Annotated in this window: 14 protein-coding genes and 1 pseudogene; all 15 read left to right on the top strand. The window is 69.3% G+C overall.

Annotated features, from left to right (window positions below):
- The first annotated feature begins 451 nt into the window (after window positions 1-451).
- The 15 genes and pseudogenes from AB0K03_RS33515 to AB0K03_RS33445 all read left to right on the top strand — a co-directional run bounded on the left by AB0K03_RS33515 (window position 452) and on the right by AB0K03_RS33445 (window position 13658).
- Entirely contained in the window at window positions 452-1174 is a 723-nt protein-coding gene (locus AB0K03_RS33515; protein ID WP_364693429.1) for a hypothetical protein, read from the top strand.
- Between the two features lie 194 nt (window positions 1175-1368).
- Window positions 1369-2286: a hypothetical protein gene (locus tag AB0K03_RS33510; RefSeq protein ID WP_364693426.1), complete on the top strand. Its 918-nt coding sequence runs from the start codon at window positions 1369-1371 to the stop codon at window positions 2284-2286.
- Between the two features lie 77 nt (window positions 2287-2363).
- A complete protein-coding gene (locus AB0K03_RS33505) occupies window positions 2364-2666 on the top strand; it encodes a helix-turn-helix domain-containing protein (protein ID WP_364693423.1) in 303 nt (100 codons plus the stop codon).
- On the top strand, window positions 2663-3337 hold the full coding sequence (locus AB0K03_RS33500; protein WP_364693420.1) for a DUF429 domain-containing protein: 675 nt from the start codon (window positions 2663-2665) through the stop codon (window positions 3335-3337). The genes AB0K03_RS33505 and AB0K03_RS33500 overlap by 4 nt, the downstream gene beginning before the upstream one ends.
- Window positions 3338-3545: 208 nt before the next feature.
- Window positions 3546-4136 carry an ATP-binding protein gene (locus AB0K03_RS33495; protein WP_364693417.1) on the top strand — a complete coding sequence of 197 codons (591 nt, stop codon included), beginning with the start codon at window positions 3546-3548 and terminating at the stop codon, window positions 4134-4136.
- 378 nt (window positions 4137-4514) lie between these two features.
- Entirely contained in the window at window positions 4515-4922 is a 408-nt protein-coding gene (locus AB0K03_RS33490; protein ID WP_364693414.1) for a hypothetical protein, read from the top strand.
- Between the two features lie 372 nt (window positions 4923-5294).
- Entirely contained in the window at window positions 5295-5840 is a 546-nt protein-coding gene (locus AB0K03_RS33485) for a hypothetical protein (RefSeq protein WP_364693411.1), read from the top strand.
- Window positions 5837-6067, top strand: a pseudogene (locus AB0K03_RS33480) (hypothetical protein); the annotation flags it as partial. The gene AB0K03_RS33485 and the pseudogene AB0K03_RS33480, both read left to right, overlap by 4 nt.
- Window positions 6068-6119: 52 nt before the next feature.
- Window positions 6120-6719: a GP88 family protein gene (locus AB0K03_RS33475; RefSeq protein WP_364693453.1), complete on the top strand. Its 600-nt coding sequence runs from the start codon at window positions 6120-6122 to the stop codon at window positions 6717-6719.
- Window positions 6720-7106: 387 nt separating this feature from the next.
- Window positions 7107-7745 carry a GGDEF domain-containing protein gene (locus AB0K03_RS33470; RefSeq protein WP_364693408.1) on the top strand — a complete coding sequence of 213 codons (639 nt, stop codon included), beginning with the start codon at window positions 7107-7109 and terminating at the stop codon, window positions 7743-7745.
- A 165-nt stretch (window positions 7746-7910) separates the two neighbouring features.
- Window positions 7911-8888 (top strand): DNA-processing protein DprA, encoded by a 978-nt coding sequence (locus tag AB0K03_RS33465; RefSeq protein WP_364693405.1) that lies wholly within the window; start codon window positions 7911-7913, stop codon window positions 8886-8888.
- A 375-nt stretch (window positions 8889-9263) separates the two neighbouring features.
- Window positions 9264-10205, top strand: coding sequence for a DUF4192 domain-containing protein (locus tag AB0K03_RS33460; protein ID WP_364693402.1), 942 nt, complete (start codon window positions 9264-9266; stop codon window positions 10203-10205).
- A 240-nt stretch (window positions 10206-10445) separates the two neighbouring features.
- The gene (locus AB0K03_RS33455) at window positions 10446-12530 is read left to right on the top strand and encodes an ATP-binding protein (RefSeq protein ID WP_364693399.1); all 2085 of its coding nucleotides are present in this window, start codon (window positions 10446-10448) and stop codon (window positions 12528-12530) included.
- Between the two features lie 139 nt (window positions 12531-12669).
- The gene (locus AB0K03_RS33450) at window positions 12670-13179 is read left to right on the top strand and encodes a hypothetical protein (protein ID WP_364693396.1); all 510 of its coding nucleotides are present in this window, start codon (window positions 12670-12672) and stop codon (window positions 13177-13179) included.
- The gene (locus tag AB0K03_RS33445) at window positions 13176-13658 is read left to right on the top strand and encodes a hypothetical protein (protein ID WP_364693393.1); all 483 of its coding nucleotides are present in this window, start codon (window positions 13176-13178) and stop codon (window positions 13656-13658) included. Before AB0K03_RS33450 ends, AB0K03_RS33445 begins: the two co-directional genes overlap by 4 nt.
- Window positions 13659-13964 lie beyond the last annotated feature (306 nt).

The raw sequence follows: 13964 nt of genomic DNA, 5'->3' as shown, positions 1-13964 counted from the left end.
GGGGAACTTATCTGGCCGCCAGCGGGGAGAAATCCGTGGCCGCCAGCGGGGACGACTACTGGCCGCCTCTGGGGCGAACTGATTGGCCATTGACACGGTTCCCCCAAGCCAGCGACTTACGGAAAGACCTCCTTGTGATCAATCACAGCAGCGCGTCACCGTCGTCGGCGTCCACCACCAGCGCCGCCCTGTCGCCGGGTCGCCAGGTCACTGGCACCGCCTTCTACGGCCGCTTCACCCGGGTCGCCACGACCAAGACGGGCACTTCGCGGCCTCACAGACAGAGTCTGCACGACCTGGCTGCTCCTCCCATAGAGGAGACGTTTACGGCCACGCAGCCGCGGGATCCGGTGGAGGCTTGCACCGGGCGATGCCACCCCGACGTCGCCCCGGCCCCGACAGCCCCGATGAGGCCGACGCCATCTGCGTCACCCGCCCCGGAACGCCGGTCATGAACGCCGAGCACGACGTACAGACCGTCGCCGTGGTCGGGCCGCCGGCTTCCGGCAAGACCACCGTGGCCCGACTCATCGCCGCGTCCACCGGCGGCCGCTATCTGAACATGCCCGACCTCACGCAACTGGCCGACCGGGAGAGCTGGCTGAACACCGACGCCCAGCCCGCAGGCGCTCACGACGCCACCGTGCTTGTCCTGGCCGCCGCGCTGCGCCATCACGCGTTGACCGAGCCCGGCTCAGTGGTCGTCCTCGACAACCTAGTGACCAGTAGTGCTTGCCTGGACCTGTTCGCCACCTGCGACCCGGCCGACCGGGTCCGCCTGCATGTGGTGGAACTCGACGCCCGCGACCTGACCCTGCTCGGCCGCGCCCAGAACCGCATCTGCTCGGCCTGCCAGCCCGACCCAAACAACGAACCGCTACAACCTGCCTCGACAGAAGCCGGACGACAGCCGACCTGCGCGTCGTGCAGCAGACCGCTGTCAATCCGCACCCGCGGCGAACCGATGACCTTCGAACAGCGGCTGTTCAGCTACCGCGAACAACACTCTGCGCTGAGGCGAACCACGGACCACTACCGCTTTCCGTGGACACACATCGAAACCACTGAACCCGCCGAACGGTGCGCCGAACACGCCGTCATGGCCATCACGGGACGACCAGCATCCCAAGGAAAGCCGAAGAGGCCCCCCGCCCAGCGCCGCCCGACCTCGTGAAAGCCCTCCCCGCAGGTGAACCCGCGCGCGTAAATCGCAGCCATCCGCCACGCCATCAACTCCCGCAACCCGACAGCCAACACACGCTGTGGCTGCCGACGACACGACCGCGGGCCGACCCGTGACCGGTGCGCTAACCGAGCGCGGCAGCCGCCTTCGAGCGCCGCCCTGCCGTGCACCGAAAGGACCCCGCCGTGCCCATCCTGCTGCCCGTCCTCACTTGCAACTACGAGGGCGGCGGTTTGAACAAAGCCACCTTGCGCTACCGCTTCGACGGCCTACAGAACACCCTCTCCCGCGCACCCAAGCGGCCGGCGCTGATCCTGTTCTGTGAGGCCAAGAACTACGGCGCGGCCGGGAACACCGGCCTCTATCAGGCGGCCGAGGCCATCACCGACGTTCTCGGCACGCCCTACGCGGCGCTGCTGGGCCGCGGCGACCGCGGACCCATCACGCCAGCGATCTTCTACGACCCGGGCCTGCTGTTGCCCCGGTTCTGGATCGACCGCGGCGAGGTTGACCCCTACCCCGACCAGGTCAACATCTGCCGGTTCGCCGTACTCGACGCCGACGCCCGCACCCGGCCAGAGCTGATCGCCGCCGTCGACCACTTCCCGGGTGACCACCCACAGGCCCGGGTGAAGGCAGCAGCGCGACTGCACCGCTGGGCGAAAGACCGCACGCCGGTCATCGTCGGCGGGGACCTCAACGAGCAGCCCTCCGGTGAGCATTACCCACCCTGGAATCCCGAACCCTGCACACCCTTGGTCCGCCGCCGCAAAGCCCGTCACGTTGGCGGCGCATGGGTCCACTCGAGCGACGCGCTCGACAGCCTCGTCGGTACCTGGAATCCCGTCACCGGCGTCCGCGACGACGGCATCGGCTTCCACCTGCTCTCCGAGCTCGCCTGGATCGCCAGCGGCCACACCATGCGCATCCAACCGACGGTCATCGACAAACCGGGCGAAGTCCCGCTCACCATCGACCACCTGCTCGTCAACGACGCCCTTCTGCCACACGTGATCCCGACCAGCTTCCGCACGCTGGTCGCCCCCAGCGGCACCCAAGAAGGCTCCGACCACATCGCCGTCTACGCCGAACTGCGGATGTAAACCGGTTCACCGGCACCCGCTTCTCACCCAACCCCACGCCCATCTGCGACCGCCATCTACCCCTGAAAGGGCTACCCATGTCCACCGACGGCTCGCGACAGCGCAAGGCCCGGCATCGCTTTCCCTACACCGACAAATTCCGAGCGCTCACCACCGACGCGCAGAAGAAGGAGCTGTCGCTGCTGAAGAAGCTCTACGAGAAGGACCAGCTAACGATCCGGCAGATCGCCGGCGAGGTCGACGCCTCGTACGGCTTCATTCAGCAACGCCTCATCGACGCCGGCGCGACGACCGACATCGGCAGAAGGGGCAGACCGGTTGTGTCGGACCAGGTCGCCGCCACTATCGCCGCTTTGCCGTCCCGCCAGGCTCATTCATGACCCGGGTGATCGGGGTCGACGCGTACGCCCTCGGCTGGGTGGCCGTGGAACTGCACGACGGCGCTTTCGCCCGGGCCATGCTCGCGGCCTCGCTGTACGAGATCATCGCCGCCAGTTCCAGCGCCGCGGCCATCGGCGTCAACATAGCCCTCGGAATTCCGGCCGACCGGTGGCGCACCGTCGAAACCGTCGTCGCCGAACAGCTCGGCGCTCGCCGCGGCAGCGTTCAGCGCATCCCACCGTGGCCGGTATGGCAGGAAGCCGACTTTACCCGCGCCAACAAACGCTGCCGAGAACTCACCGGCACCGGTCTCAGCCGCCAGTCCTGGGGCCTACGGTCCAAGGTCCTCGAGGCCAACGCCATCCGAGAGCGCCACCCCACCCTGCTGTTCGAGGCCAACCCCGAACTGTCATTTCGCACCATGGCCGGCGAGCCGCTCATCCATGCCAAGAAGACCTGGACCGGCCACCATCACCGCCGAGACCTCCTCGCCCGGCACGGCATCGTCGTACCCCACATCCTCGGGCCCGCCGGGATGGCTCCACCGGATGACATCCTCGACGCCGCCGCCATTGCCTGGAGCGCCCACCGCAAAGCGACGGGCACCGCGCGCAGCTACCCCAGCCCGCCCGAACAGGTCGACGGCACACCCGTCGCCGTCTGGACGTGACCACCGAACTATCACCGCTAGTTATCGCGCAGGGGTCACTGAGCAGCATTGACGTCACTGTTCGAGACCGGCGTGCCGGCTTCGGCAATCACCGTAGCTGCCAGGGCGCAGCCATCCGTAGGCTGCCTCAGCCGCGACCACGCTGAGCAGGCGACGAACATCAACACCGCCCCGGCGCTGAGCACCAGCGGCCCACCCGACGCGCGCGATGAGCCGCCACGCCGCCGCCCTCACAGCCTTACCTGAACTCACTGAGGACCACATGGGGAGACGCCTGGTAATAACGCGCGGCTTGCCGGCCGCCGGCAAAACGACCCGGGCGTTGAAGTGGGTCGCCGAGCATCCAGAGGGTCGCGCGCGGGTCGGCTCCGATCAGATAGCAGAGATGCTGCACCCACACGCGATGCTCAACAACGGCGCTGCCTACAGCCTGCTTTACGCCGAACGAGAGCAACTTGCGGTCAACACGCTCATCGAGACGCTACTGAATTCGGGTCTCGACGTCGTATGTGACGACCCGTTTCTCCTACCTCACTACCTCGACGAAATCCGTGTGGTCGCCGACCGGTGCGAAGCTGAGCTCGAGATCTGGGACATGACCGACGTCCCGCTCGACGTATGCATCGAGCGCGACCGCCAACGCGGACGAGACGGCGGCCACTCGGTCGGCGAAGAGGCGATCCGCGCTCAATATAGGCAGTTCTGTGACGCTCAGCTGCTCGTCGTCGACAGCACAGTCGGCCGGCGAGCTGAAAACGTCCGCGAGCAGGGCGCCAAGGTACTGCCCGCAGGAAGTTGAACCTGGAGTCAACAGTCAGCGTCACCATCCATACACAATGAGGCCGCCACACGTGCTGGTAGTCGTTTTCATCGGCGGGGACAGCAACAACAGAGACGCAGGCTCCCCTGGGCCGGCTAGCTGAGGTCGCCGCCGGTCTGGTGACGGAGCACGGTCCCGGCCGTTCGTGGCGCCATCAAGCCACACCACGGCGACCACCCCGCACGGCTGGCCCTCAAAATGACCGCTGAATACGAGCCGGCGGTAGTGCGTGATGGCCGCGGCGGGGCACCGCGGCGGGCTTGACACCGCCTGCGCCCGGCCGGGCCTTCTCGTGCCGTCCCCGCCCGGGCGGCACACCATCACCCCGCCTGGGCCATCGCCCTCCATGGAGCCGCCATGAGCGCCGACGGCAACACCCGAAGCGATCCCGCCAGACCGCCTGACGACAACTGCCGCGCCGTGCCCGACCAGGCACGACCGGCCCTGATCATCACCCACGACCTCATCGAGTACTGGGTGGGGCGTGTCCTGACATGCGACGAGATGGCACGCCTCAACGCGAGGATCGCAACGTCACCCATCCCGCAGGTTGTCGCGCGGATCGTCGCCCAGTTCGACAACGAGCCAACCGGCGAGGCGGCCGGCATCGGCCGATGCCGCATCAACAATCACCGCAACGACTCAGACGACTGGTGCCCCTGGTCGCTCACCACGATCGCCGCAGGTGCCAGCGGTGACGGCCGATGCCCGGCAGGCTGCGCGAGCAGCACCATCGAAGCCGACGACCACGACGAATCCCGCTGATACGGACGGCCGCCGTTCCGGGCCGCCCTCGGCGGATACCCGCACTGCGCACCGAACCTCGGAAGCCGCAGGTCATGCGCCGAGACGGTCGAGCTGGACGATTCAGCCGAGCCCGAAGCAACGCTCCGTGGCGGGTGCCGGTCCGGGTATACGCGGGAGATCGACGCCGGCCGCGTTCAGCCTCACGCTCGCCCGTCGGATCAATCCGCGCCCGTCGGCAACCCGAGCCGACGCCGGCTCGGCGCGGACAAGCCACGGTCATCGCACCGCGGCTCCGGCCGAGGACATGCACCGGTCAGCACCAATCTGCAGACGCTCCTGCCCTCGATACGCCCGAACTCACTAAACGACTCCGAAAGCAATGGTGCGCTGATGACTCCCACCCCGATGTCCGGCAAGCGGCATGCGTTCTACATCGACGAGACCATGCAAACCGAACACGGTTACATCCCCTCGATCGTCAACGAGGACGAGCCCGGCCATACTCCGCTGCGCGGTAACGGGCCCTACGCCTCGCCCTGGTATTGGGGCCATGACATCACCACCGCCCGCGCGATCGCGGCGAAAGCGAACGCCGACCTCGGCCTTACCGAAACCGACGTCCGCGACATCATCGCGTCGTCGTTCCGTGCCGGCGAGACCATCGCCGAGGCCGGACACATTATTCGCTCTCTGGTCGCTGGCGCCGTCTCGTACGACGTAGCCAGCGGGGACGAGCCGGATGCCGGGTGCACCCTGCGCCGGGTGACCTCGGGCGACGGCACGGTCCTCGACCACAACGACCCCACTTTCGCGATCATCGCTGGCGCCGTCGAGCCTTACCTGTCCCGCGTCACCTGGGGAAGAGGGGCCGACCGCGGTGAGGACGGCGTGCGGCGCATCGACGTTCGCACCGGCCGTTGGCTGCGGGAGCCGTGAGCGATACGCCGAGCGCCAGTGTCTCTGACAGCCAAAGGCGCCGTCACCGAGCCGCGTCCACCAACGAGACGAACAATGCCGCACCCGACCAGCTCACACTCTGGCCGGATGACACACCGGTTCCCGCAGCAACCGCCAGTCGGCCAGAGCGAGCCGGGCGGCTGCTGACGCAGAGCAACCGTCGGCTCAGGAACATCGGCGTGTGGACGTGGAGTCTGCCCGCCTGGGCCGGGCGGCTGCCGGACGGGCGGACCTACAACACGTGCCCGTCCAGCGGGCATCTGCCGGCAGGTCTGCTACGCCCTTCACGGCAGCTACCTATGGCCTGTCGTCCGCGGCCGCCATCAGGCGAACTTACGGTTCGTGCTCGACGACCTGCCCGGGTGGCAGCGGGCGATGATCGACGAGTTGCAGGCGCCGCGGTTCGCGGGCCGGTGGGTCAGAATTCATGACTCCGGAGACTTCTTCTCCGACGACTACCTCAACGCGTGGGTGCGTATCTGTCGAGCCATTCCTGACGTCCATTTCTACTGCTACACCAAAGAAGTCGACCGATTCCGGCGGCTGGTCGAACCCGACCCGCCGGGCAACCTGCACTGGGTCTTCTCCTACGGAGGCACTCAGGATCCCGCCCTGAACCCGGGCGTAGACCGAGTGGCTGACGTCTTTCCCGATGAAGATGCCATCGACCGGGCTGGCTGGTCCTCGCAACGTAGCTCGGACCTACTCGCTGTACTCGGGCCGCCGATGGTGGGAATGTCGGCGAACCGCATACCGGCCTTCCTAAAGCGGATCGCCGGTCGGCGGTTCAGCACCTGGCAAGCGGCCGACGCGGCAGCCCGCGCGGCACGAAGAACCTCTCACGGCACGCGGCGGTAACGCCGTCACGGCCTTCCCCGTCCCTCGGCCGCGGCGCCGAACGCTGGCGGCGGTGCTGGCCAGGCACGATGGCACGGCCCGGGACAGCCGCAAGGCGGTCCGAGAACATCTTGGCCTGCGGCCAGAGATCTTCTCGCCCCTTGACGCCTTGCCGGCCGCCGATCCGGGCCGGCCCCGGCCCGTCGGGCCAGCACACGCTCGCCGCCGTAGCGCGGCGGGCGCTGTGGCTGCAGCGGTCTTGTCCGCCTCCGGCGGGGTCCGCGCCGGGTGCCCGCGAACTCGCCGGGCGGTGGCGCTGACACCCCTGGCATCCGTGTCTTCGCCGTCCGCGTCCGTAGCGCCTGCCGCTGGGTGAGCTGGACGGTTTTCTTCCTAGGGGGCGATCTCGTGCGAAAGACGGTGGCTGCTGGGCTTATCGCAGCGGCATTCCTCGGCGGTCGGCTCAGCGTGACGTCCACGATCCGCCGCCTGCGCCAGCACAACGACGTGCTCGCCGATCAAGTGCGCACCGACCCGCTCACAGGCGTGCTGAACCGGGTCGGTCTCCGGCAGGCGTATGCCGCAGCCAATGATCGCGGGCTCTTCCTGATCCTCGTCGATCTCGACATGTTCAAGTCAGTCAACGACGAACACGGTCATCCGGCCGGGGACCAGGTCCTGAGCGCCCTCGGTACCCGGCTAGCCGACCTGGCGGCGCGGCACCGTGGGTGGGCGGGCCGGCTCGGTGGCGACGAATTCGCTCTGCTGCTGCCGGGCTGCAGCGAAACGGTGGCACGGCAGGTCGCAGCACACGCCGTATCTGACATCACCACCGGCAGCCGTGCCGAGTCGGTGCGGGTACGCGGTAGCGCCGGAATTGCGTACGCGGCTGCCACCGCCTCCTGGTCGGACGCGCTGACCGCCGCCGACATCGCGCTCTATCACGCCAAGCAGTGGGGCGAGGTCACGCTCTTCGCGCCCGGCATGGGCTACCCGCAGCCGCCGGCACCGCGACGGCGGGCCCGCGACGCACGTTCGGCGCCCTAGCCGCAGCACCAGGCCGGGCCCTGTCCTGCCTGGACGCACATCACCTACCAGCTGGAGACGGCAGCGGTCATTTCCGCGCGCCAGCACATCGATCGGCGCCTTTGCTGCCGCATCGATCAGCACCTGCATCCATGCGTTCCACCTCTATGAGCGAAGGGAACCCCCATGCGCAGCGACAGCTCCTCCACCGGCCCGGCGCCGGAAGCCGCAGACGAGGCGGACCGGGTTGCCCGGGTCGCCCTGACAACGGTGGCCGAACCGGGCCATCCAACGATCTGGTCCATGGTCGAGCACGACGGAGCACCGGCGGCATTAGAGCGCCTGCTCGCCGGCGATGCCCCGGACGCTTCGCTGCGCGCGGCCGTGACGGCCCGCACGGCCAAGGGCGACGTTCGCCGGTTCGCGCAGCTGGCGGTGCGCCGCGCCCAGCGGATCGGCGCACGGCTGGTCGTGCCCGGCGATAGGGAATGGCCGGCCCAGGTCGACGACCTCGCCCGGCTCGAGTCAAGCCCCGGCGACGGGCCGGTCGCCCGGGATACCAAGCCGCCCCTGTGTCTGTGGGTGCGCGGAGACTGGTCGCTGCGTGAGGCATTCCCACGGTCCGTGGCGGTCGTGGGAGCCCGGGCGGCGACACCGTATGGCAAACACGTCAGCACCGAGCTGGCGCACGAACTGGCCACCCGGGGGTGGACCATCGTGTCCGGCGGGGCCTTCGGCGTCGAAGCGGCGGCGCACCGCGGCGCTTTGACCGCCGATGGCCTCACCGTCGCCGTGCTCGCCTGCGGGATCGACCGCCCTTACCCCGCGGGCAATGCGGACCTGTTCGACCAGATCATCGAGCGTGGTCTGCTGGTCAGCCTGTGGCCGACCGGCGCCGAGCCGCTTCGCCACCGCTTCGGCATCCGTAACCGGCTGATCGCGACCGCTGCCGGCACCGTGCTTGTTGAGGCCGCCGCCCGCAGCGGCGCCGTGCAGACGATCAGCAGAGCCCTCGATCTCGATCGTCCAGCGATGGTCGTGCCGGGGCCGGTGACCTCGGCCATGTCGGTGGGCTGTCACAACATCCTCCGTGCCCACATCGGTGCGCGCATCGTCACGTCCGCCGCAGACGTGATCACGGAACTGACGCCAGCCACCAGCTGAACCGAACCGGACACCAGACACTCCACGGTGCGGCCGTTCCGAGCGTCTGCCGTGATGATCGGCGCGGGCAGCCGGTGGCCGCCGCTGCCCGCAAGCGCTTGTACCGGCCCCGTCCCGGGCCGGTCAGGGCGCTGCGCCCGGCACGCCCACCACCACGATCGCATCAGGTGGAGATGCGGCTGCGGTGGGCGTGCCGGTCTGGTCCCTGGCCTGCCCTGGGCCGTCAGGGCCGGTCCGCGCCCGGGGTCAGCGCGACCCCGGGTGCCCGCCTTCGGCCGGTGCACCGCGATCGGTGACTCTCCCCGATCACGGTGCCGGCGGGGGTGATGCAGGTCGGGGTTGCGACATCTGCCATGCCCTCAGGGAGTGATTGCTGTGCTTGACTCTGCTCCGTCGGTCGTTCGCGGTCCGGGTGACCTGCTCGCCACCATCCCGTACGTGCTGGGATATCACCCGAACGACAGCGTCGTCGTGGTGTTCTTCACCGGCGACGGGCGCCTGTCCTGCAGTCTGAGTATCGGCCGGCAGGCACCGGATGAGGTCATCGTCGCCGAGAGCAGCACTGCCGCCGCCCGCGCGGACGCCGGCGTTGCGTTCGTCGTGGCCTACGGGCCGCTGTCGGATCGCGAACGGATCGCCGGGATCGTCGATGCGCTGAACATGGCGGTCACCATCGCCGCGTGCCTGCTGGTCGACGACGGCAGGTACTACTGCCTCAACGACGGGTGCCCCTGCACACCAGAGCATGGTGCCGTCCTGGACCCCTCCAGCAGCGTCATCGCCGCCGAGATGACACTGCGCGGGAACGTGGCGCTGCCCTCACGCGACCACGCCGCCGCGTTCGTCGAACCGGACCCCGACGCGCAGACCCGCACCATCGCCGCCCTGCACCGGGTACCGGGCCAGCTGCCGGACGCGCCCGCCGTCGTGCACACCAGCCTGGACATCGCATCCGCCGGCAACCAGCTCAGCGACGAGCAAGCCGCGTACCTGGCCGTGGCCCTGACCGACAACGACGGCCGTAGCGCGGCATGGCGGGCAACCACCGGTGAGGACTGGCAGCACGACCTCTGGCTCGACATGACCCGCCGGGTGCCACCGAACCGCGTGGCGGCGCCGGCGAACCTGGCCGCCTGGAGCGCCTGGCGGCGCAGCGAACCGGCGCTGGCCTGGGCCGCACTGGCCAAAGCCGTACAAGCCGAGCCGGACAACACCATGTCGCCCCTCATCGACGCCGTACTGGCCTCCGGAATCAATCCGGCCACGCTGCCCTGGCCACTGCCCGACGGCACTGACCTCGAGGGCCTCGTGCCGTAAGCCCGTCGCCGGTGTCCCAGTGCGCACGGTGCTGGGACACCGCGCCGTCGTGACCGCCGGCCTCACCGTGACGGTCACCCTGCCGCCGCACGTGCCCACCGTCGCCGGGCCCGAAGGTCACTGCCGCGCACCCGCATAGCGGCGCCAGCACTGCGCCCTGCTCCGGAACGGCTGGCCGCCCCGAGCGCCGCAGTCGGAAGCCCCCCATTTCTTTCTCTGACTGAGCAAGGAGATTGTCTCGTGGACGACTTCGCATCCGCGGACGTCGCAGAGCACCAACCCGACACCGTCGCCACCACCGCTATGCCGGCCTCGGTGGACACGCTGGCGTACCCGATCTCACCGGAGTACGTGAAGTCATGGACACCCGTGCGGGCGCTGTGCGAGCTGATCGCCAACGCGCTCGACGAGGACCCCGGCGCCCACGTCGGGTGGGCCGACGGTGTCCTGACCATCAGCGACGACGGCCCCGGCATCCCCGAAGAGGGACTGGTGCTGGGCTACTCGACGAAGACCGACGCTCAGATCGGCCAGTTCGGCGAGGGCAAGAAGCTCGCCTGTCTCGTCCTGGCCCGCAGCCCCGAGGTCGGTCAACTGCGGTACGACACCGTCGGCTACGGGTTCATCCCGGCCGTCGAACGCCGCCGGCTGCTCGACGGCCTCGTACCGTCACGATCCGCCGCCGGCACCGAGGTCCTCGTCTACCACCTGCATCGCAGCGACCGCACCCGCGGCACCGTCATCACCGTCGCCTGCCCCAAGAATCTTGCCGACGAAGCCATCAGCCGGTTCAGGGCGCTGAGCGAGCCCGGCTACCAGCCGCCGCAAGGCCACGGCACGTGCGTGCTCGGCGGCCAGCCGGGCCGAGTATGGATCGGCGGTGTTCTGGTCACCACCATGCCCGGCTTGCTGGCCTCCTACGACCTGCCGTTGGACGCCAAGGGCCTGCAGAACCGCGACCGCACCGTCATCGAAGCCGGCGCCCTACGCGACGCGGTCCGGGCCATCCTCGCCGACAGCGAAGACCAGCAAGTCATCGACCGGTTCGCCCAGCATGTGCTCAATGGCGGGAAGTTGCGGGAGCCGGAGCAGTTCTTCACCGACATCCACCTCCCGCGGGCCCGGGCCGCCTGGCGGACGTGGGCAGGCACCCACCTGCCCACCCTGTCCTTCTACACCACCTCGGGAAACGAGGAAGCCAAACTCGACCTGGCCGACAAGGGCTACACCGAGCTCAGCGCCCCCGGCCTGCCCCGCGACCAGCTGTGGGCGTTCATGGACCGGCTCGGCGTCGAGATCGCCCGGACCCGCCGCACGCAGCACTACCAACGCGCCCGGAACAGAACCACCTGGGTTTCTCAGCGACAGCTCACCGCCGCCGAACGCGACGTGCTGACCGACACGCGGCAGCTGGTGCGCCGAGCGATCGGCCCGTTCGCGCTGGACCGGGTCAGGGTGTACTCCGACAGCGAAGAATCGCCCTGCTCCGACGGGTTCTACCACCCGGGCACCGGCGACGTCGCTGTCCACCGCGCAGCCCTGAGCAGCCGACACCGGACCCGGCGTGTTCTGCTGCACGAGGCTGGGCACCGCGTGGCGCACCGCGGCGGCGGCCGATGGCTGCCCATCGGCGACTATCACGACCGTACCCGCGGCTTTGAGCAGACGCTCGACGACTTCGCCGCGGTGCTCCTGGACTACCTCGCCGCCGGTGCCGCACTTCCCGAGCTGCCCGACGAGCCGATGCCCGCACCCCGCGCCCCGCGCCTGGCCCCAGCGGATGACCCGGCGGTGCCAGCCGTCCGCCGCGAACTGGCCCACCTGCTACTCGACCAGCTACCGCACGCCCTGGGCGCCGGCGGTTTCACCGACGAGAAAGACCTGGTCGCCTCCACCGGCGTCCACCCCGACTACTGGCGCACGCTGACGCGCCCGAAAGTCGCCGGACACCGCCAGCAGCGCGGCGGCCGCGCCTGGGACTACGACAAAGTCGCCCTGCTCGCGCAAGCCGCCGGCCTTCACCCGCCGGTCGTCTGGCTCGGCTACCACCTGTGCGAAGGGCCCATCTACGGCCGAACACGCCGCCGGATCCAGGTTCCGCCCGCAAGCGTCCCGTGGACGAAGAAAATGCGCGACGCCACGCTCCGCGCCTGCGCCGACCTGCAAGCGATCGGCGGCGCCTACGCCGAGCAGATCCCGGCTCTGCACGCGCTGATCGACGGGCGGACCACCGCGCTCATCGGCGACGACCGCTGGCACGCCCCCGCGCGGACGCTGCTGGCCCTGGAACGCCAGCGCCTGCTCCCCGACGCCACACCGACGTAGCAGCGCCAAGTCCGCGCCGCCGGGAACCGGCACGCGGCTTCCCTAGTGCTCTGCGACGACGACAGCCACGGCGGCTCATCGCCGGAGCGCAGCCCCACATCTCACCACTCATCATCCACAGCAGCACGAAGGAAGAAACATGCTGATCAGGCTGGAATGCGTCCAAGCGCAACACGACGTCACGGTCCTCGACGCAGCGGAGACGTTCGCCGTCTCCAAAGACGTCGACGAACCCGATTCCGACGGCACGTACTCGATCATCACGACCACCGCCACCAACGAGGATGGCATTCGGGTCGCCGGCACCGAACAGCAGCTGCACGGTTGGTTGAACCGCGCTCGCGGGCAGCTGAGGGCCAAGACCAGCGGTCCGCGGATCGCGAGCGTGCTCGACCTGTCCACGGGCCATCTTCCCGAGCAAGTGTGCACCCGCTTGAACGACTACTGGGGTGTCACCGCCTACGACACCCGCCACGGCTGGCTGCTGGTCGTGCCCAGTAACCTCGCCGCGCACCGCAACGAGCACCCGGACACCGTCCCGGAGGCTGTCTGGCAGCTATGGAAGTACGCGCACCGCTTCGGCGCCGACTACGTGCTGCTCGATGCCGACGCCGACCGCGTCAACGGCCTTCCCGCATGGGACTGGTGACCGACGTGACCTCCCCGGACCGGACTAGCCAGCTCCACACCCCTGCGGCCGACATCGCCGCCGACCTGGCCCACCTCACCGCGGTCGGGCTACTACACCAGTGGCGTCCAGACGACACCACGGGCGGCTACATCGTCACGACCGGCAACGCGGTGGTCCCACTGCGCGACCCCGCTCACGCGCGTGCCTTCATCGCCGGGCTGCGCGCGGTGTTCCACAGCCCGCGACGCACCACGTTCTTCGAGCTGGTGGCGGCGGCCGACGCCATGCAGACCGAAGCGCAACGGTTGTGCGACGAGGCGAACGAATCCGGGCAAGAGAACGACGAGTTCGCTGTGCGTGAGGCCGCCGACGAGCTACGGGCGCGGGCCTTGGGCGTCGCTGAGGTCATCCTCGACCGGCCAGCGCCGCGGACCGGCAGTGACTCTGCGACAGATCGGTCGCGCCTCATGTCGGGCGCCCGCGCGGGAAGGGACTAGGCACGGTCCCGCCCGCGCGCGCCGTCGTCAAGCCACCGGCCGGCCATCGCGACCAGCGTGGCATCGGGGTCGACGACTGCACCGGCGCAGTCAGCCTGCGGCACCGGGGCTGGACACCGGCACCACGCCGGGCGGGCCGACTCGAGCCGTCCTTCCCGGCAGCCACCGCAACGCCTCGGCCGCCGGGACCCCTATGACTACGGAGGCCGTCGTTGCCCACCACCATTGACAACACCCGCGATGTACGCGCGGGTCAGCAGTTCCCCCTTGACCACGTCTCGCCCGAGCGCCGACAGGCCCTGGCGG

This window comes from Actinoplanes sp. NPDC049316 (genome assembly GCF_040677315.1).
In the GTDB taxonomy this organism is placed as follows: domain Bacteria; phylum Actinomycetota; class Actinomycetes; order Mycobacteriales; family Micromonosporaceae; genus Actinoplanes.
The sequence above is the reverse complement of the archived record's forward strand: the minus strand, read 5'-3'. Positions and strand labels throughout refer to the sequence as shown.